The following is a 20,660-nucleotide window of genomic DNA, read 5'->3' on the forward strand; positions in this document are numbered from 1 at the left end:
TCTGTCAAACCGAATGGACCGGATGGTTCACCAAATCGCGCTCGATCCAGGCCATGACCAGCCTGGCCAGGGCATCCACCTCTGCATCGGTCAGAGCCCGGCCGCGCGGAATGTGATGCCAGCGCTCGATGCATCCCCGGCAGCAGGTGGCCGTGGCATGCTGGGCCGTGAAGACCGGATGCCCGCGGTAGGGGGTCTGCTTGCCGTCCTTCAAAGGGTGGGCAGCCCCCACACGCTTGGCCAACATCTCATGGGCGTGGCGATCGATGGTATCCTTGCCCTTGGCGCGAGCGTAGGCGCGATCCTTGGCCGACAGGGAGAAACTGGCCCGGAAGCGCGAATGCCCCAATCTGGCAAGAGTGTCCTGAACCCAGGCCTCATCTGCCCCAACCGACGCTGATCCGCTGCTGGTCATTTCCTGCTTGCCTCCATGCTCAGCCTTACCAAAGAGTCTGTACCCAGGCAAGGTTTCCCATGCGGAATAATTCCCCGAACATAGGACCAACAGGGACCAGTGTCAGGGGTAGGGTGAAGACAGTACTTGTATCCACTAACTACCAGACCCGCCATGTTCGGTCATGTCGGGTCACACAAGGGGGCTTTATGGCCAAAAGCAAGATGACTGTAGCCGAGATGATCGGGCTCTTCCTCACCCCTGACGCGCCTGTGCAGGTGACCGCCTTTGATGGGTCGGTCTTCGGGCAGGAGCAAGCGCCGCTGCATCTGGAAGTCAAGAATTCCCGTGCCATGTACTACATCACGGAGAATCCCAACGACCTGGGTCTGGCCCGTGCCTACCTGCAGGGCGATCTGGATTCTCCTGAGCTGCTGCCAGGCAACCCCTATCAGGTTCTCAAGGATCTGATGGGTCTTAAGCACTTCGTCAAGCATCCCAGCAAGATGGAGCTGGCCCGAGCAGCTGCAGCCGTCTTCTCACACGGGGTGAGGGTACCCGAGCCACCGGCCATCGAGGGGCCTTCCCTGGCAAAGCGACTGACCGAGGGCATCCGTCCCCACACTCGCCGGGGCGACGCAGCCACCGTCAGTTACCACTATGACCAGTCCAACGACTTCTACCGGCTCTTCCTGGGCTCCTCCATGACCTACACCTGCGCCGTCTTCGAGAAGGCAGACGGCAGTCTGGAGGACGCTCAGTGGCATAAGCTCAACATGGTTCTGGACAAGATGCACCTGAACAAGGGCGACCGTCTGCTGGACGTGGGCTGCGGCTGGGGGTCCATGGAGATTGCGGCCGCACGCCGCGGCATCCACGTCATCGGCGTGACTCTGGCTGAGGAGCAAGTGGAGTGGGCCCAGAACTGGATCCGCCAGGAGGGCCTGCAGGATCTGGCCGAGGTCAGGCTGATGGACTACCGCGACGTGCCCGAGTCCGGCTTCGATGGAATCTGCTCCATCGGCATGATGGAGCATGTGGGCTACAAGCAGTACCCCTCCTACTTCAAGGAAATGATGGACAAGCTGCGTCCGGGCGGCATCCTGCTCAACCACCAGATCACCCGCACTAACTCCCACGATCACAAGCGGGCCGGTGGCTTCATCGACCGCTACATCTTCCCCGACGGCGAGCTGGCCAGCCCGGCCGAGATCGAACTGGCCATCCAGGACACCGGCTTCGAGGTCATCACCCAAGAGAACCTGCGTCAGCACTATGCGCTGACCCTCAAGCACTGGACCGAGAACCTCCAGGAGCATTGGGACCAGGCCAAACCCATGGTGGGCGAACCCAAGGCACGGCTCTGGGGCCTGTACATGGCTGGTGCACGGCTCAACTTCGAGCTCGACAACATTCAGATACACCAGTTCCAGTGCATCAAGCCCGATCCCGAGACCGGCACGGACACCTATCCGCTCCGCCCCTGGTGGGACCGGTAGTTGATATGAAAAAAAAGGCGAGGATTCGATTCCTCGCCTTTTTCTTTTCCGCCACCCTACAGCTCAGAACTCAAGAAGACCTGTCCGCCGAAGCCTCCAGCCGAGCCAGGTCCAAAGCCTTATTGAAAGCATCCGAAGTCCAGCTGGCTCCGGCCACCTTGTCCACCTTGAGGTCCTTGAGCGGACGCCCCTGGACTACTCCAGGCACAGCCTTGGCGAAGCGTTCCATATGACCGCGCGAAATGGGCGAGTCCGAATGCCCCTGGACCTGGACCCGGGTCACCTGGCCTCCCGACAGGTCCAGATCCACATCGATGCTGTCAGCCCCGTCATGCCCGTACTTGCCCGTCAGGGCGTAAGTGCCATCGTGATAGTTGCCCGTGTCAGCCGGGGCGGTCGGCAGTCCATCACGGGAGACGGCCGTGGGATTGCCCTCGCCCGCAGCACCGGCTCCCGACTCTGGAGCAGAGCTGGCCTCTGCGCCCGATCCGGCGAACTCATCGTCCATGGGCTTGGCCTGCTGGCTGCCGCAACCGCCTAGAAGGGAGCCGACCGCCACCAGAGTCGCCAATGTTGCCGAAGCAGTGGCCAGTCCACGAGACTTGCTTTTGGCCATTTCAGCGCCTTCCTCCTGATTCAGCGGCCGATCCCGGCAGAGACCCACCTGTCTTGGCCATCTTAGTAGGGTCATGGAAGCCCACGGGAATATCCTGGTCCCCGGTGTCGCCAGGAGCCCCACTGAAGGCCGGCCGACCTCCAGCTGCCAGGTAGGCCCGCTTGGCCTCCTCATCATTCCACTGCTCGCCGGCCAGCACCCCATGGTTGAGCATGATCTCCCGCTGGGCGCAGGAGGCCACCAGGGCATCGTGGGTGACCACAATCAGGGAGGTTCCCTGGTCATGCAATTGCCTGAAGAGGTCCAACACAATCCGCTCATTGGCCTCGTCCAGGTTGCCAGTGGGCTCGTCAGCCAGGATCAGCTTGGGCTCGTTGATCAACGCCCGGGCCACGCAGACCCGCTGCTGCTCGCCACCCGAAAGCTGACTGGGCAGGTGGCGGGCCCGATCCGCCAGACCCACCCGGTCCAGAGCCTTCATGGCCTGGTCCTCGTCCACCACCGAGTGGTAGTACTGGGCCACCATGACGTTCTCCAGGGCGGTCAGATGCGGGACCAGATAGAACTTCTGGAAAACCAGACCGATTACGTTCTTACGCACATCGGCCAGCTGGGACTGGCTCAGATCCTCCAACGGCCGCCCCTGCAGACGGACCGAGCCCCGGCTGGGGGTGTCCATGCAGCCCAGAATGTTCATCAGCGTGGTCTTGCCTGAGCCGGATGACCCCACCACGGCCAGCCACTGACCTTGTGGAACGCTCAGATTCAGGTCGTCCAAGGCATGCAGATTGCCGTAGATCTTGGATACATGGTCCAAGTCCAGCAGCATGCCGCCGCCCGACTGGGACTCGCTCGCCTTTGCCTGCGTCATTGTCATTCCTCCCTCAAAACCAGGGCCGGGTCGATACGCGAAGCCCGGAGGACCGGCCGTATGGATGCGATCATTGATATGGCCACGCTCAGCAGTACCGTACCCAGGGCCAGCCACCAGTTGAAGCCCAGCGGCCGTTGGAAGACGGACAGGCAGAGCAGCCGGGCGAAGCCATAGCCCAGGGCCGTGCCGATCAGGCCTCCTGCCAATCCGTAGCAGGCCGATTCCGCCAGAAACTCCATAGCTATCCCCCGCGAGGAAGCGCCCAGGGCCTTGCGCAGGCCGATCTCGCTGCGCCGCTGGGAGACGATGGAGGCCATGGTGGTCCCCACGCCCACAAAGGTCAGGACCAGCACCACCACCGAAACCAGCCAGAAGAGCGACTGGAGCATGGCGATGGTATGGCTGTCGCCCGCTGTGATCCTGGTGACCGGCCGGGCCTTGACCCCCATGGAGGTCATGTCGTTGATGCCTGCGGCAATGGTCTTCAGCCCCGAAGTCATGGTGTTGACCGAGTATTCGATGACATCGGTGCCCCGCTTGGCCCCGGTCAGGAGCTCCAGATCGGCCAGGTCGGCGTAGATGATCCGATCCTCGGGACCACCGGTATCAACAATGCCGCCCACACGAAAGTCTCGCCCCTGACCTCCGGTCTTGCCGGTGCTGGTGGCCTGGCTGGCCGGGTAGCCGATGGTCATCTGCCTGCCGGTGGTCAGCCCCAGGGAATCTGCCAGATCCCGCCCCACCATGACTGAACCGGGCTGCGGCCAGGAACCCTCCACACTCCAGTGACGGTTGAGCTGACGCACCTGGTCGGGGTGGATGCCGGCCATCTCGCGGGCCCCGGCGTTGACCTGCACCGTCTCATATCGATAGGTGGCGTACCGGGCCGGGGCCTTGGCGTTCACCATATGGGTGGTATGGTCCACCATGCCCTGTTCGATGCCGGAGCCGGACCGGTTGCCCCCCTGGATGGGTGAGACGACCAGATTGGCTCCGTAGGAGCGCATCTCCTGGTTGATCTGCCTGGGGGCCTCGATGCAGACCGCCGCCAGGCAGAAGAGGGTGGCCGCACCCACCAGGGAGGCCACCACGGCCATCAGGGCCCGGCCCCTACGGCGGAAGACGGCCCCGAAGAGCATGGTCAGGAACATGCGGGTGTTGGTCATATGGCTTGTATGGCGATCAGCGGCCATGAAGCACCTCCGCCGGCCGAAGCCGCAGAATCGATCTAATGGACGAGATGGATGCCAGCAGCACGGTCAGGGCCAGCAGCACGAAGACCAGCACGAAAACCATGGGCCTCATAGTGATGCCCGAACCGAAGACCACTCTGCCCACAATCTGGGCCACTCCGGAGCCCAGCAGAGCGCCGACCAGTGCCCCGGCCAAGGCGATCAGGGCCGTCTCGGCCAGCACCAGTCGGGACACGGCCCCGTCGGTGGCGCCCAGAGCCTTGAGCAGGGCAAACTCCGAGGACCGCTCGGATATGGAGGATGCCATCAGGTTGGCCACGGCGATGGCCGCCGCCAGCAGGCTGAGTACAGTCATCAGAATCATGACCGCCTGGGTCTTCTGCAGGACGTCGCCCTGCAGGGCTGCCACCTGTCTGACCTGCTTGGCCATGGACCCGGGGATGGCCTCCTCGATCTGGTAGGCGATTGAGGACGGATAGGCCGTGCAGTACCAGGTTTCCCACTCATCCTGGGAGAGGGCAGCGGGATTTCGCGCGGCCTTGCGGGCCAGGTCGTTCTCGGGCGTGGTCAGAGCCTTGACCTCCACCTGGTCGATCTGATCGGTCAGACCGGACATCTCCTGCAACGGCCTGGTAGGCAGGTAGAGGGAGGAGGCATCAGAATCACCGGAGTCGAAGATGCCCACAATGGTGGCGGTCTGCTGTTTACCATCCAGACCCACCTTCACCTGGTCGCCAACCTGACGGCCGCCCAGTCGTGCAGCCAGCTCTTTGCCCATCATGGCCTCGGTCCGGCCGCCGGATCCAGCCCCATCCTTGGGCCAGCGGCCTTGAACCTTCCACCAGGGCCGAAGACCTTTGAGACCTGCAGTGCTGCTCTCGCCGCTATCGACCTTGACGGTCCGGCCGAACCAGGTGCCCACCAGGGGGGCGCCGACCTGGTCCACGGTGCCACGAAGGTCCAGGCGCGGAGCAAAGTCGGTGATGTTGTAGGCCCAGAAGATGGTCTTGATCTTGGGCACCTGGGATTCCTTGAGAAAGGCGGTCGGCATTGACTCGTCGCCTGAGGGACCGCCCTCCTGGTCGCCGTAGAGGTCGGAGACCACAGCATCCGCCTTGGCCTGGACCGTGATGTTGGATCCGTAGGTGGACAGTTCCGCGTTGAGCTTGTCGCCCACGTCGAAGACCACCCCCAGCATTGCCGTAGCCACGCAGGCAGACAGACAGACTGTGACGGCGATGAGCATTCTTCGCCCGAACTGGCGGCTGAATGACCGCAGCATCATTCGCATGAAGAACATAACAACCGCTCCTTCCCTCTCTCAGCTCTTGAAGTGCGAGGACAGCGCATCCAGATCGGCGGTGCTGATCAGTATGGCCCCTCGGCCTGTCTTGTAAGGCAAGGGAACGGGATTGCAGCCGCCCTTGAACCCGATGGTGGCCAGGTTGATGGCTACGTCGCACTTCTTGCAGATAATCTTGCCGTCTTTTTCGTAATAGCCCGCATCCCCGCAATTATCGCAGGCGTCCAGCCCGACCCCATAGGCTGCGCCATTCTTGCGGATGATGATGAAGCGCATCTCGGTGCCGTCCTTGGCCCGGTAGCTGAATCGATGCAGGTGGCCATCCTCCACCTGGGAGAAACGGATGGTAGCCGTATCGGAGGTCAAGGAATACTTCTCCGGAGGCGAGAGCACAGGCACCTGGTGGGCCTTGGCGGTACCCACCGTCAGGGCCAAGGTGACGCCGATCATGGCCACCAGGCTCCAGACCGCTGATGCCAGGGCCCGTCGGCGGAAGGCCCGGTGGCTGCGGTCGTCGGCTGTGGAGGCTCCGGTCACCGGCATGCGCCAGCCTGCAACCAAGCAAGCCAGGACAGGAATGATGAAGACCAGGACCTGGGCAAGAACCAGGATCAGGTCGGCGTTGTATCCCAGGGCCATGATCCGGAAGGCCCAGCCGTGCAGAAGAACCAGGCCGGTCGTCTGCATCAGGGCCACCAAGGCTACGCCGTGCCGGACCAGCAGCAGGACCACCATGAGCAGGGCGGCCAGACGGAAGGCTATCCGGGGGCAGGAGGTATGCATGGTCCTCAGAATGGCAGCCACTGTCACAGCGGCAGCCAGACCCAGGAGGAAGCCCAGGGCCCGCAGGAGCATGGCCGAGGTCAGCACCGGCTCCCCCGGCTCCACAAAGGCCGTAAGCTGCAGGATGACATCAGGCAGGGCTCGGAAGGTGGTCAGGGCTATGGCCAGGGCTGCCAGAGCGTTGGCCAGATCCATGGCCCAGGGGTGGCGATGCCAGTCTGAAACCAGCCGGTCAGCGACCAGCACCACCGCGATGGCCGCCAGGTCGGCCAGAACGCAAGCCACCAGGGTCGGATAGTTGACCATGGTCCGGCGGTTGATGATCACGGTGGCGCGCAGGAGGGCGAAGACCAATGCCCCCAGCACGCCGACCCCCAGGCCAATCAGTCGCCAGGAGGAGGAACGGGGCCGATCGCGGCCCTCGCCAACCCCCAGAAGCACACTGAAAACCATGACCAGGAGGGCCGGGGCCAGTGTCCCCGGCAAGACCGTGACAAATTGCTCAAGCATGGCGCATAGCAGCTTACCACTGGTGGGGCGTGTAGTCCCAGTCCCAGCTGACCACGATGGGCTCGGTCCAGAAGTGTCCCTTCACGCCGGTCTCCGGGTCTACGTGCAGCATCCAACCCTTCTTCTCAGGAGAGTCGATGGAATAGGTCAGCTTGTAGGATCCGGCCTTCTCCATCTTGATGTTGGCTCCATAATGTGGGCCATCCGAAGCGTTCATCTGCATGAAGGTGCCGGACTGCTTGTCGTTGGGATCATCCTTGTTCTGGATGGTGTAGTTGACGGTCAGATCCGGAACGAACTCCCCCTTGGCATAGCCCAGGTTGTTGTTGGGCAAAGCGTGGATATCAGCCTCCAGATGCAGGCTGGCATCCGCAGCCTTCAGCCCCATGGAAGCGGGCTCCATGTCGATGGGCTGGAAGAAGACCGTGCCGATGTTCAGAGGGCCCTTTTGCTGATCGTCGGGCGGGATCGGAATCTCCTCGAACCCGGCCCCTTTGCCATCCGAAGACTTGGAGCTGCTGGAAGCCTCAGGCGCGGGGGCCTCACGGGTGCCTGATCCGCTGGAGCCGCACCCTGCCAGGGCCAGGGTGCCTGAGAGCACCAGCGCGACCAGGGCGGTCAATTGTCTCTTCTTCATGATTATCCTTCGCTCTTTGGTGTTTGCATGGATGCCGTGGCCTCAGAGGGCACAGCCCCTTCGGCGGCCTGATCGGCTTCCGTCCGATGGACGGTTGCCGACGGCGACCCGCCGGAGTCCCGATTCGACCGCGACCGCTTCTGCTTGTGCAGGCGGCGGGTCGACACAATCGCCAGCACGACCACGACCAGGGCCGCCAGGATCTGGGCACCGATGGTCTGCGTGTAGGGATACAGCCCTATCCAGTCGCTGGTGGGCACCCCGGGCAGGTAGGTGGCCGGCACCAGGTCGCCCTCGATCAGGGCATGGACGCCGCCCCCGGCGAAAATGACCACCATAACCGCCATGAGCAGGCTGGTGATGATGAAGAAGGGCCGGATGGGAATCTTGACCGAGGTGAAGCGGATGAGCACGAAAACGATGACCAGGACCACGGCGGCAGCCGCAAAACCGGTCCAGATCTCCCGTCTGCCGCCGGGGGCCATGGCGAAGATGGCCTGGTAGAACATGACCGTCTCAGCCCCCTCCCGGAAGACCGCCAGGAAGGAGAGCAGGGCCAGGGAGATCACGCTGCCCTTCGAGATGGCCGCCACCGTCCGGCTCTGAATGTAGCGGTTCCAGGATTCCACAGAGGACTTGGACAGCATCCAGTTGCTGGTGTAGAGCAGCATGAGCATAGCCACCAAGGCCACCACGCCCTCCAGAATCTCCTGCTGGGGACCATTCCCGTTAAAGAGCAGGGTGAAGAGCAGGGCCACCAGCCCGCTGGCTACCAAGCCCGCTGCAATGCCCCAGTAGATGTGCCCAACCTTGTCTTTATGGCCGGCCTTGACCAGGTAGGCAATGATGGCCGCCACCACCAGGATGGCCTCCAGCCCCTCCCTCAATAGGACCACAAAGGCCTGGCCGAAAGCGGATGTCAGGAAGGACGTCCATCCATTGACCTTGTCCGCAGCACCTCCGTCCAGAATGGTTGCGTCCTCGACCAGCATGCTCTTGAGGTCGTTCACCAGAGTCTTGGCCGGCTTGCCCGCCACCATGGCCATCCGGGTCTCCTTGAACTGGTATTCCACCTGAGAAACCCTGTTGCCGCTGATGGCATTCATGACGTTCTTCTCGAAGCCCAGCTTTTCGTAATACTGGTAATAGGCCTTGTTGACCAGGTCGGATCCTGCCTGGCCCTGTCCCTTGGATGCCTGCGCGAGCGCCTGATCCAGGATGGGCGTCATCTCGTGGGCCACCTGGGTCCAAGTCCGGTCGCCCTTACCGTTGTTCCGATGCTTCTTGGCCGCGTCCAACCGTCGACGGTCCGCCTTGATCTGCTCCTGCTGAGCCTTGGCATAGGCACGGGGATTGGCCAGCCCCTGGGTGGCATCCAGCTGGGTGGCCGCAGCGGCCAGATCAGCTTGCAAAGCTTGGCAATCTTGGTCTATGCCAGCTTGATTGTCATCTGCATAAGCTTTCGATTGGAGGGACTGAAAACGTGCATCCAAGCCGGTACGTCGATCCTGTCCCAATGTTGAAGCGGTAACTGTAACAAAGTTCGAACCGATGTAGCCTGAATTATAGGCAGCCATAAAATTGGCAGCCGCTCCCGCGTGATCACCAACAGCATAGGCTTGTCGTCCAGAATCAAGATCCTTATCAATGGCCTTGACCACATCGGTCCAAGTAGCATAGTTGGTCGACGCATTTGCCCCTAGAGCCGCCTGCACTGGCAAACAACAGAGGATGAAGCAGACAGCCAGCAATGCCAGGACCGACGGCATGCGCGCCGATATGCGTCCATTCGTGGCCATCCTGACCTCCTGCATCAGCTTCTCACTTGCGTTACCAGGATCAATAAAGCTGTATATTTCCGCACAACATGATCCTTGGGTTAATCTACTGCAAAGCAAACAGAAAAAATAGGTTTGACTTTTTGCCCATTTCGCACTATGAGGAAAATGCGCCTCTACTTTTTTAGACCCTGATCAAGCTCTGCAAGACTTGCCGCAGCCATCCTAAATGCCCTACTCTTGCATAGATGGCTTCACATCGATCGTGTATGACAGCTGATCAACTTTCTCTTTGTTAATGAGCTTCATGAGAACGGAAACCGCAACCTTTGCCAGTTGTCGGTAGGGCTGAATGATCGTAGGCAATGGCGGGTACGCAGTCTTATATATGAAGGACCCGTCATACCCGAACACCAGCAAGTCACTGGGGATAGCCAGCCCTCTTGTCAGGGCTCTCTTTTGAACCGCGAGCGCCACCATATCAGCAGCGAACACGCCGTCAAGATCAGGATACCGATCCAAAATCATATCCGCGACATCCAGATACGAGTCAAAATCGAACTGATTCAGTCCGAGCTCATAAGTGTGGCAGGCGATGCCATGTTTCATCATTTCTTCGCCGAAAGCCGCATGACGTTTGCCAGAAGGTGTTCTCACCTTTGTATATCCGACCAGCTGGATGACCTTCTTGCACCCATGCCTAATAAAGGCCTGCGCAGCTATACGTCCGCCCTGCTCATGGTTCGCGCTTACCACAGGGATGTCATCGGCAAGGTTCCTGTCCAAGGCAACAATTGGAGCGCTGATGTCCGAATACCGTATGTCAATGGAATGACTACCAATGATGATGCCATCGACTTTATTTTCCTGGAGCATCTCCAGATACTTCTTCTCCTTGCTTGAAGAGTCTTTGGTATCGCACAGGATCATCTTGTAGCCTTTGCGATCCAATTGATCCTCTATACAGGCAGTCATCGTCGAAAAGAAAGGCTGAGTCACGTCTGGTATGACCAAACCGACGAGGTTGGTCCTGCTGCTGTACAGACTTCGAGCAATCTGGTTGGGATGGTATTGAAGGACATTGATGGCGTTGCGTATCTTTTCTCGAGTCATCTGCGATATGTATCCACGATTATTGAGATAACGGGACACAGTATTTTTAGAAACTCCAGCATACTGTGCCACATCATTAATCGTCGTCATACTGGCTCCATCACACGTGTTCGGTACCTCTGCCAACCACAGCACCCGTCGGGATAACCCGCATCATTAGTAGATTACGCCTGCCGCCGCGGCAAAGACATCAAATCCGCACCCCATACGATTGCAGATCTAACAGGCTAGCTTCGCCGCCTTGCGTCGAAATGGCAAATTCCTTGCACCCATTTTTGGGGAATATGTTGAGCGAGTGGCATACTCTACCCTCATCCGCAAAAATCTCCAGTGATGTACGGTCACTGACGATACGAATCGATAAAGTACCATTCCTCACACCAGTCAAAGTACTCCGGGTGGCCCCCTTGCTCCACCCATCAGCCCGATTGCGATCCACCACCATGAGTGCGCGTTTCAGATCAAGATAGCAGACGGTTTCGTGCTGCTTATCTGCACGCATGTGCAGTTCGACGACATCAGCTGTGGTAGATGCCAGATCAATCGAAAAGGTCAGATCATAATGCACACCATCAGACACAGGAATATCGGTTGGCTTTGTCCCCACTACCATATGCTGCGACTCATACGGGTCAACATGGAACAGTGAGAGCTCTCGAACAGGCTCGAATGCCAGCTTATCCCCACCTTCGAGGCGTACCTCCCGCGGAACACAGAATGACCCACACCAACCTTCCCGATATGTCGGTCCCCAGTCCTTCCAAAACGGCATCCAATCCCAGCAATTCGCCCAAGCCAGCATGATCCTACGTCCTGCACCATCCAGAAAGGTCTGAGGCGCATAGAAATCGAATCCCCAGTCAATCTCTCCATTCGAGGTATAAGAGAATCGTCCGGTCCTATAATCGAAATCGCCAATGAAATAGACGACTGTGCGTTCTCCTGCCCCCATTGGCGAACAGATTAGGACATAACGGTCACCAAGTTGAAAGAAATCGGGGCACTCCCACATATAGCCCCATTCGCCCCTACTCTCCGCCATGGTATTGAGGAACTGCCAGTTGATCAGATCGTTGGAACGATAGAGGAGGACACAGGCCTGACCGTGCCGTTGCGCCCCGCATATCAGGTAATAAGCGCCTTCATGCTCCCAGACCTTGGGATCACGAAAGAAATCGTGAGACACCCCCTCGGGGGCGCTGATGATCGGATTACCTTCATATTTGCTGAAGTGGATGCCATCATCGCTCCAGGCCAGGCACTGATTCTGCTCAAACCCTCTGCCATTATTGGAGGTGCCGGTATACAGCAGATACAGCCTGTCGTCCTTGACAATGGCGCTCCCGGAGAAACAGCCACCTTGCGGATGGTCGTCGTACCATTCGCTTGGAGCCAATGCGATCGGCAGATATCTCCAATGGAAAAGATCATCACTGACCGCATGACCCCAAAACATACGACCCCAAAACCCGCTATAGGGATTGAACTGATAAAAGATGTGATATTGCCCGCGGAACCAGATCAAGCCATTGGGATCGTTGATCCAACCGGTCTGTCCCATGAAGTGGTATTCCTGCCTCATAACTCCTGCAGACACCTGAGCCTTATGATCGTTAATATGCTGTTGTGCATGCGCAATGGCAAAGGCCATGCTCTTCTGGGACATTTCCGGTTTTCCTTTCACTTGGTCAATGGTCAGCGGTCAAACGCCCGACGTTGCTCTGCGGCAAACTGCGTATTCAATTCAGACTCGCGAGCAGTCTTCTCCTCCTTGAGGCGGAACTGCTCCTGTCGCAACGGTCTATAAGCCTTCCAACGACGCTTGTAGGATTCCCTGGCCTCACGCATATCGTCAGTCAATGAAGGCATATCACCGTCTCGCGTGGCATAGGTAGGCACATCGGGTATCCGCTGAGCTACCGGCAGGATATGCAACGGCGTTTCATCAGGCATAGTCTGATACCAGTAAGCGGTCGAACTCCAGTCATCAGAAAGCTGGTTGGCGTGTCCGTGCTCGATGCTGACTCTCAGACTCTTAGAGAATCTGACTGGATCAGTGATATGGAATCGATATGAGACCTGCACACCATCTGAATCTGCTTCATGGACAATGGTGCCGAAGAAGGGGAAAGAGTTTCTCTGCATGCCCCAGGCATTATTAAAGTAATCCTCGGTGCCGGTACCATTGAGGCTGGGATATTCTTCTCCATCTATGAAGAACATGTCGTTGCCTTCACCCCACCAACTGCCTTGATAGTGGTGGACAGTCAGATTGCACCCTACGTAGTGTCCCGTTCCCTTGACATCCAAAAGGGTGTAATTGTTCTCACCCTTGAGGTTTCGTACTCCATTGACTTCTGGCGCATTGACCTGCAGATCGTTACCCCACCCCGCACAGCGGGCGGTTCTGTTCCAGCAAGCATGGAAATACGCCGTATCAGCAGGAAGACGATCCCTATACATTTCATAATCAATGTTGAAATACAGAATGAAAGGCAGATCACCCTCGTTGATGATATCGATGCGAGCCTTTCGATTAAACGGCATCGGGAAGTAGCACGACACCGAACAGGGTGCGCCAAATCTTCCTGCTTCTTCAGGTTTGAGCGAAACATTAAAGGGCAGAGATGAGAAATTGCCCGGATAGCTGTTCCCTATACAGAAAAAGTCTCCCAGGGGGGCAAGAACACTTGGGCTGTCCTGATCATCCCATGTAATGCTGATCAGCACTTTCCGATAATAGAACGGGTCATAATCATCCCAGACCACGCCTAGGGCGGGACCGATTTCCATGACTGGAGCTGCCTGTGCCATCTTCTGGGGATCCATGATCGAAGGAGCCACCACCCTCCTGCAGGAGGATGTCATCCACATGTGCGTGATGCAGCCAGGGCCTTCTATTTCGCCCAAGCAAGTGGTCTTACCAGCCGGAACCTCCCAATAATCCTGATTTTTTCCGCTATGGTCCCAGCTCGACAATCTGCCATTGCGCGCATTAGCAACCTTTGTCAGGTCTCCAAACAGTCCATTTATGTTATTCATTTTCTACCCTTTCGTTGTCTATTGATTAGCGATGGTCAAGCAGTGATTCCTAATTCATCCCTTGACGGCCCCGGCAACCATGCCGCCTACGATCTTCTTTTGGAAGACCCCATAGAAAATCAGCTCGGGGATGATGATCATGACGCTGGATGCCACAATTCCGCCATAGTCGACCGTGTAGGTACCTTTGAAGAACGAGGCGCCCATGGCCAGTGTGTAGTCGGCCTGCCTGCGCAGCATGACCGATGCAAAGGGATATTCATTCCACATGTAAAGCACGTTGAATATGACCACAGTAGCGATGACCGGTTTGGTCATGGGCAGGATGATACGAACCATAAGATCCCATATGGAACACCCATCAATAATCGCCGCCTCGTCAATTTCAGGCGGCAACGCTTGGAGATAGCCGACGAAGAGGAGGGTGTTGAAAGAAATGGACGAGGCCACATAGGGAAACACCAGGGCCCACTGTTCGCGCAGTCCGAAGAATATGTTGATCTTATACACCGGAAACAGCAGAATGAAGGGTGAAACGCACAACCCTGCTATAAGAAACCCATAGACCAGCCGCCGCAGATTGGGATGCTCGAACACCATCCTTGCAAGAGCGAATGAGCTCAGGAAGGTTATGACAAGCTCGATGGCCAAGGCGACCACGCAGACCATGAAGGTATTGGCATATAGCCTTGGATAATCAAGTGTTTTTAGTGCGTTGACGTAGTTGCCCCAACTTAAGGTATGCGGCAAAGCCAGTGGATTGGACAGAATTTCTGCGGTGCTTTTAAACGACAGCACAAGCATCCAGATGAAGGGGAACACCACCAGAACGGTAATGATGGCGATTAGAACATACATTATGCGTTTTGTTCGTTTCGCAAGCATGCTTACTCACTCTTCCTACTGAAGATGAAGTACAGCCCTGTAAGGGCCAGTGAAATAAGGAACGTGACACTGGCGATGGACATGCCATATCCATAGTCGCTGCTGGTGAAAGTCATGGAATAGCTGTAGGTCACCAGAGTCTCAGAGAGATGGTTGGGGCCGCCGCCGGTGGTCTGCTGTACAATTTCAAATATCTTAAATATCCCTGTGATGATTAGGACTGCAACAGTCGATATTGTGGAGCGCATCATCGGTATTACGACATAACGCACGCGCTGCCAGCCCGTAGCACCATCGATTTGAGCGGCCTCCAGAACCTCTTCAGGGATCATCTTCAACCCGGCGATGAAGATGGTGACCAGATATCCTAGTTGCTGCCAGAAGTAGATAATGGCGATGCTGTACGGGGAAAGAACAGTCCCGCCTATCCACTGCTTGGCCCACCCCCGCAATCCGATTGCTCTAAGCAGACCATTGATGATGCCCACCTTCGGATCCAATATGTAGACCCAAATAATGCCCACGATAATAGGGGCGATAATCGCTGGAGAGAAGATCAACGATTTGGAAAGATCAATAAATCGTAGTTTGTTATTGAGAAGCAGTGCGATGAAGAAGGAAAGAATCATGAGCAGCACGGAAGCGACAACAAAGATGATTATTGTGTTCGCGCCCGATTTCCAAAAGAATGGATCATGGATGAGTCGAACATAGTTGGACAATCCGATGAATCTTGCCTGTCCGATTCCGGAATATCTGGTAAAGCTGTACCAGATAGCTATAGCTATGGGAGCAATGATAAAGATCACGTAAACCAAACACGTGGGTATCAGAAATCCCACCTTGTACCGCGTTTTGCTGAGCCAGCGCATATAATGCCGTTTCTTCCGTGTATGATCCCCGCATTCCCCCAAATCCCCCGTTTGGAGAAGAGGCGGGCATATTCAATTACTTATGACTGGTTTTCCAGGCTTGATCGATCTTGTCCAAGCCTGCGGAAGGTGTATAAGTACCTTGGATCACTCCGAAAATAGCGTCATAGAGAGCCTGCTGACTGGCTGCATCCAAGGTGAGATCCGGCGCAGATGCCGGGGAAGGCCAATCCTTGCCAAGCGCCTTGAGCATCTCATTCATGGCATACTGGCTTGACGTCGCTTTCAGCCCTGGATAGCTGGTCGCGGGGAAGGTCGATTTGGCGTAGGACATCTTTGCCGCCTGCTCCCCGTAATAGAACTTGAGAAACTCGTAGACACCGGCTTTCATGGTCGCATCATCGCCTACAGCCTTGTTGACCACGATAGGATTCGCCGGGACTCTCATGGATACATTTTGGTCATATGAGGAATCGCTGAACTTTGGACCCCACCAGAATCCAACTTTGTCCCCTAATGAAGAATCAAATTCAGCACAATCCCACTGCCCGGATCCGAATAAAGCAGCTTTCCCGTCATTAAACTGCTGCTTGGCATCGAAGTATTCAATGGTCGAAACATTTTCCGGAAACGCACCGGCCTTTGCCAGCCCTTCAATTTTATTAAATGCCTTTAGAAAATCAGGATTGTTGAATTGCTCTTTTCCTGCCTCGATCTTCTTCAGATTATCCTGCCAGCCGTATCGAACCAAGAACTCGTTAAATTCCCACATCGTATAGGAGCTGTTTTTGCTGCCTATAGCGATAGGCGTATATCCTCCTGCCTTGATCTTGGGAAGCGTCTCCATCAGCTGCTCGTATGTGGTGTCATCGTTGGGATAAGAAATCCCCAACTTGTCGAAAATTCCCTTGTTATAGAAAAAGCCTTGCACATTGCTCTGATAAGGAAGCCCGTATTGGCCAGTCTGCTTATCTTCAAACGAGTCCTTCCCCCCGGCAATTGCCTTGGCTGCTGAAGGATTTTTCTGCAGAAAATCACGGAGGTCCAACAAAGTGCCGGACTTACTGTATTCGGGAGCTTCGCTGGCATCGATCCAGAACAGTTGGGGCAATGTGCCATCAGAAGCTTCGAGCTTCATATTTTTGGAGTGAGATTCCTTGTCAGATGCCTCGAAGACCACCTTATATTTGCCTTGATGCTTCTTGTTGAATGCCTGCACTATGTCATAAGTCACAGCCTCCTGCTTTTTCGGGTTGGCCACATGAATGCCAAATTTGATAATCGTAGACCCGCTGGCATCCTTGCCCTGATTGCCGCACGCTCCCAGCATGCCCAAGGACAAAATCCCGGCCAAGCAGGCCGCAACAGTTTTCACCACGTTGTGTCTGTTCATTTTCTTATCCTTTTTGTAACCCACCAGTAGCCGTTTCCCTTCAGAAACAAGAGCACGTTCGTCTTGGACCCGGTCACAGTAACTCTCCACCTTCATCAGCAGACCAAGCATCAGACAGTTGCGATCCGTTATATGTTAATCGAATAACATATTCAGGATGCTATTGAGTACAGTTCCAAAACTGGAGTACTGGTTTACATCAGCAATCTGTCGTAGATAACTGTATTTACAAGCCTTCCTTGAACCTGCTGGTTACAGCCTACATCAATAACGACATATGTCAACCGGATAACATATGCCCCTAAATTTTGGGTTTGCAATTCACTTAGTAGATAGTGTCCGGCCAGCAAAAAGGGTGCAGCATAAATGAAGTGCAGCAGATCCATCAACGATGACGGGAATAAGCAACGGGCCATCAGGAACCAGGGCGATGACCCGCTGACATGCCATGCATGGCCCGATATGATCAGTTGCCGGCTCGGACTTAGACCAGCGCCGAATCCTCCCTATGCTTCCACAGGCAGATGCCGCCGAATACCAGCAGCCAGACCAATCCCAGTATGGCTGGATACCTGGTGTCGGGGGCCAGGAAGAGCGAGAGGTAGATCAGAACAAAGAAGGCGATGGCAACGGCTCCAGTCACCCGGTAGGCCGGCATGATGAACCCATCAGGCATGAAGTCCGGGCTGGTCCGGTAGCGGCGGTGAGCAAGCAGAGTCAGAATGTAGATGAATATGATGACCGCGCTGGAGCAGGAGGTGAACAGGACGAAAGTGTCCTCAAAGCCGGGCAGCATATGCAGCACCGGAGATAAGAGGATCAGCACTCCGGACAGGATGATGGCCCGGGCGGGCACCTTGCCGCGGCGTGAGATTGTATGCAGGCTGCGCATCACAGGAGAGCGGCCAGCGGCGGCCAACTGGAAGAGGTTGCGGCCGGCGGAGTAGAGCAGGGAATTCAGCGAGGAGCTGGCTGCTGTGATGACCACGAAGAAGACCAATGCAGCCGCCCAGTCCACTCCGGCGTAACGGAAGACCATGACGAAGGGCGAGGTGAAGCTGCCGTCAGCGTTGGGGCGGAAGGAGCGCCAGGGCACAATCAGCATAATGGCGACCAGGGCACCCACGTAGAAAATCAGTACGCGCAGGATGATCTGATTGATGGCCTTGGGCAAGACCTTACGGGGATTCTGGGTCTCGGAGACGGTGACTCCCACGAATTCGATCATCTCGTAAGCGAAGAAGACCATCTGGAAGCTCATGAAGAAGGCCATCCACCCGTTGGGCGCCAGGCTTAGTCCAGTGGTGATGTTGTCCAGGCCCGCATGACCGGCCGGGCTGATCCGATCCTGTCCCGGCATGTGAACGGCAGGATAGTGGAATCCCGTGATGACCATGACCACGGCTGTAGCAATCATGGCCAGAATCAGGGTGATCTTAATCATGGAGAACCAGAACTCGGTCTCCCCGAAAACCCTCACGGCAATCAGGTTGATGCACACCATGGCCGTCAGGAAGCACAGCTCAATCAGACCCCGCCAGGCGCTCAGATCAATGCCGAAGGTGCCGAAGAAAGTGACGAAGTAGGTGCCCACGGCAGTCAGCTCGGACATGCCGATCAGGATGAGCACGATCCAGTAGGACCAGCCGGCGAAAGACCCCCACCCCTGGCCCAGGTAGCGGCTGATGAAGGCGATGAAGGTGTGCTGGACGGGGCTGCGATACATGAGCTCGCCAATGGCCCGCATGAGCAGGTACATGATCAGCCCCACGCCGATGTAGACCAGGATGATGGAGGGACCGGTCAGGGCTATGGACTTGCCCGACCCCAGGAAGAGCCCAGTGCCGATGGTGCCGCCGATGGCGATGAACTGCACATGACGGTTGCTCAGACCGCGTTCCATACCGTCGCCTGCCGAGGCGCTGTCACCTTGATTCTGCTGCGCCAAAGGGCCCTTGCCCGTACGGTTCATGCGACTGCACCTCCTTGTCTTCACAACCCATTAATCATCGCCGTCCAGGAAGGGACATCCCCTCGAGGCCGGTAGGACAGCAATACCACAGAGGTGCCGATAACCGGGAACAGGCGGCAGGCACCGACGCCCATGGTAGGACCCAACGGTCACGATTCGGTGAATTTAACGTCTCATATGGCGGACGCCTATATTCCACAATGCAAAGGCATAGTCATTCTGCATGGGTCGTCTCCGATAGGGTTGGCCCTGTCAGCCGGCGGTATCCAGTTGACAACCATCACCACCTAAGGAATGGCATTCCCATGGATCAATCCAAGGAGTCGCAGGGTAAGAACCTGCGCAAAACCCTGAAGAACAGGCACATCCAGCTCATCTCGCTGGGCGGCGCCATCGGGACGGGACTCTTCTACGGGTCCGGGGAATCCATCTCATTGGCTGGACCGGCCATCATCATCGCCTACCTGATAGGCGGTCTGGCTATCTTCATGATCGTCAGGGCCATGAGCGAAATGAGCGTGGAAGACCCCAAGTCCGGCGCTTTCAGCTACTACGCCACCCGCTACTGGTCCAAGCGTGCGGGCTTTGTGTCGGGATGGAACTACTGGATGAACTACGTCCTGGTATCCATGGTCGAACTCTCCGTGGTGGGCACCTTCGTCAACTTCTGGTTCCCGGCAATACCCGCCTGGGTCTCTGCAGCCTTCTTCCTGGTAATCATCACGGCCGCCAATCTGATGGGAGTCAGCAAGTTCGGCGAGTTCGAGTTCTGGTTCGCCATCATCAAAATCGCAGCCATCGTCGCCATGATCATCGGCGGACTGGCCGTCGTGGTCATGGCCCTGCCTACGGCCAACGGGCTTCGGGCCTCCTTCGCCAACTGGTTCACCGTGGGCGGCGGATTCCTGCCCAACGGACTTATGCGTCACGGCGCCAACGGCCAGTGGACCGGTCTGCTTATGTCGCTGGCGGTGGTCATGTTCAGCTTCGGCGGCACGGAACTCATCGGCATCACCGCCGGGGAGGCCTCCGATCCCCGGCGGACCATCCCCAAGGCCACCAACGCCATCATTTGGAGGATTCTGGTCTTCTACATTCTGACACTTGGAGTGATCATGGCCGTGGTCCCCTGGAATGCCATCGGCAAGCCCAATGCCCAAGGTATGGTCGTTAGCCCCTTCGTCCAGATCTTCGACTCGGTTGGAGTTCACGCAGCCGCAGGCATCCTCAATTTCGTCTGCCTGACCGCAGTCATGAGCGTTTACAACTCGGCCCTCTACTCCAATTCCCGCATGCTCTTCTCCCTGGCCCGGCAGGGCAATGCCCCCAAGTACCTGGGACGGCTTTCCAGGGGAGGGGTACCCTACGCAGGAGTGCTGACCTCTGCTTGCATCATCGCCCTGGCCGTTGTCGTGGTCTTCCTCTGGCCCCAGTTCGCCTTCAACTACCTGATGAGCATCGCCACGATCTCGGCCATCATCAATTGGTCCATGATCATGGTGACCGAGATGCTCTTCCGGCGCGCCGTAGCCCGAGGCGAGGGCCCCGGCGACCTGGCGGGCAAGACCGGCGAAAGCGCTCTGAACGCCCTGCACTTCAAGCTGCCCTTTGCCCGGGTGACTCCCTGGGCGGTCCTGGCCTTCCTGGCCATGATCGTGGTGCTCATGTGCTTCTCGCCCAGCTACCGGGTGGCCGTCATCGCCGGGCCCATCTGGTTGATCGTCCTTCTAGTGGCCTACCAGCTGACCCAGCGACGAGCCTGAAATTAACGATTCAATATAAGCGCGACCGGCTGT

At 57.2% G+C, this 20,660-nt stretch carries 17 protein-coding genes; 2 read left to right on the forward strand and 15 right to left on the reverse strand.

Features of this window, described 5'->3' with window-relative positions; translation table 11 throughout:
• Window positions 1-4 precede the first annotated feature (4 nt).
• A complete protein-coding gene (locus ACUIAI_RS07760; RefSeq protein WP_445342059.1) occupies window positions 5-415 on the reverse strand; it encodes a DUF4186 domain-containing protein in 411 nt (136 codons plus the stop codon).
• A 188-nt stretch (window positions 416-603) separates the two neighbouring features.
• Between ACUIAI_RS07760 and ACUIAI_RS07765 the strand changes: the two genes are divergently transcribed.
• Window positions 604-1,893, forward strand: coding sequence for a class I SAM-dependent methyltransferase (locus tag ACUIAI_RS07765; protein ID WP_445342060.1), 1,290 nt, complete (start codon window positions 604-606; stop codon window positions 1,891-1,893).
• Window positions 1,894-1,963: 70 nt separating this feature from the next.
• Here ACUIAI_RS07765 and ACUIAI_RS07770 read toward each other — a convergent pair whose 3' ends face one another.
• The 14 genes from ACUIAI_RS07770 to ACUIAI_RS07835 all read right to left on the reverse strand — a co-directional run bounded on the left by ACUIAI_RS07770 (window position 1,964) and on the right by ACUIAI_RS07835 (window position 18,864).
• Window positions 1,964-2,509, reverse strand: a complete 546-nt coding sequence (locus tag ACUIAI_RS07770; protein WP_445342061.1) for an FMN-binding protein — start codon at window positions 2,507-2,509, stop codon at window positions 1,964-1,966.
• A gap of 1 nt (window position 2,510) precedes the next feature.
• Window positions 2,511-3,338 (reverse strand): ABC transporter ATP-binding protein, encoded by an 828-nt coding sequence (locus tag ACUIAI_RS07775; RefSeq protein WP_445342848.1) that lies wholly within the window; start codon window positions 3,336-3,338, stop codon window positions 2,511-2,513.
• A 44-nt stretch (window positions 3,339-3,382) separates the two neighbouring features.
• The gene (locus tag ACUIAI_RS07780; protein WP_445342849.1) at window positions 3,383-4,549 is read right to left on the reverse strand and encodes an ABC transporter permease; all 1,167 of its coding nucleotides are present in this window, start codon (window positions 4,547-4,549) and stop codon (window positions 3,383-3,385) included.
• Window positions 4,550-4,565: 16 nt separating this feature from the next.
• Window positions 4,566-5,876 (reverse strand): ABC transporter permease, encoded by a 1,311-nt coding sequence (locus tag ACUIAI_RS07785; RefSeq protein WP_445342062.1) that lies wholly within the window; start codon window positions 5,874-5,876, stop codon window positions 4,566-4,568.
• Window positions 5,877-5,897: 21 nt separating this feature from the next.
• Window positions 5,898-7,172, reverse strand: a complete 1,275-nt coding sequence (locus ACUIAI_RS07790; RefSeq protein WP_445342063.1) for a Fe-S-containing protein — start codon at window positions 7,170-7,172, stop codon at window positions 5,898-5,900.
• Between the two features lie 13 nt (window positions 7,173-7,185).
• Window positions 7,186-7,809: an iron transporter gene (locus ACUIAI_RS07795; RefSeq protein ID WP_445342064.1), complete on the reverse strand. Its 624-nt coding sequence runs from the start codon at window positions 7,807-7,809 to the stop codon at window positions 7,186-7,188.
• Between the two features lie 2 nt (window positions 7,810-7,811).
• Window positions 7,812-9,608 (reverse strand): FTR1 family iron permease, encoded by a 1,797-nt coding sequence (locus ACUIAI_RS07800; RefSeq protein ID WP_445342065.1) that lies wholly within the window; start codon window positions 9,606-9,608, stop codon window positions 7,812-7,814.
• 213 nt (window positions 9,609-9,821) lie between these two features.
• On the reverse strand, window positions 9,822-10,790 hold the full coding sequence (locus ACUIAI_RS07805; RefSeq protein ID WP_211121036.1) for a LacI family DNA-binding transcriptional regulator: 969 nt from the start codon (window positions 10,788-10,790) through the stop codon (window positions 9,822-9,824).
• A 100-nt stretch (window positions 10,791-10,890) separates the two neighbouring features.
• Window positions 10,891-12,366 carry a glycoside hydrolase family 32 protein gene (locus ACUIAI_RS07810; RefSeq protein WP_445342066.1) on the reverse strand — a complete coding sequence of 492 codons (1,476 nt, stop codon included), beginning with the start codon at window positions 12,364-12,366 and terminating at the stop codon, window positions 10,891-10,893.
• Window positions 12,367-12,395: 29 nt separating this feature from the next.
• Window positions 12,396-13,742, reverse strand: coding sequence for a glycoside hydrolase family 172 protein (locus ACUIAI_RS07815; protein ID WP_445342067.1), 1,347 nt, complete (start codon window positions 13,740-13,742; stop codon window positions 12,396-12,398).
• A gap of 54 nt (window positions 13,743-13,796) precedes the next feature.
• Window positions 13,797-14,627 carry a carbohydrate ABC transporter permease gene (locus tag ACUIAI_RS07820; RefSeq protein ID WP_445342068.1) on the reverse strand — a complete coding sequence of 277 codons (831 nt, stop codon included), beginning with the start codon at window positions 14,625-14,627 and terminating at the stop codon, window positions 13,797-13,799.
• 2 nt (window positions 14,628-14,629) lie between these two features.
• Entirely contained in the window at window positions 14,630-15,436 is an 807-nt protein-coding gene (locus tag ACUIAI_RS07825) for a carbohydrate ABC transporter permease (protein ID WP_445342850.1), read from the reverse strand.
• Window positions 15,437-15,575: 139 nt separating this feature from the next.
• The gene (locus ACUIAI_RS07830) at window positions 15,576-16,988 is read right to left on the reverse strand and encodes an ABC transporter substrate-binding protein (RefSeq protein ID WP_445342069.1); all 1,413 of its coding nucleotides are present in this window, start codon (window positions 16,986-16,988) and stop codon (window positions 15,576-15,578) included.
• Window positions 16,989-17,376: 388 nt separating this feature from the next.
• Window positions 17,377-18,864: an amino acid permease gene (locus ACUIAI_RS07835; RefSeq protein WP_445342070.1), complete on the reverse strand. Its 1,488-nt coding sequence runs from the start codon at window positions 18,862-18,864 to the stop codon at window positions 17,377-17,379.
• A 305-nt stretch (window positions 18,865-19,169) separates the two neighbouring features.
• On the opposite strand from ACUIAI_RS07835, the gene ACUIAI_RS07840 reads away from it, so the two are divergent.
• Entirely contained in the window at window positions 19,170-20,627 is a 1,458-nt protein-coding gene (locus ACUIAI_RS07840; protein WP_254477728.1) for an amino acid permease, read from the forward strand.
• The last annotated feature ends 33 nt before the right edge of the window (window positions 20,628-20,660 follow it).

Source organism: Bifidobacterium sp. ESL0827 (genome assembly GCF_052606685.1).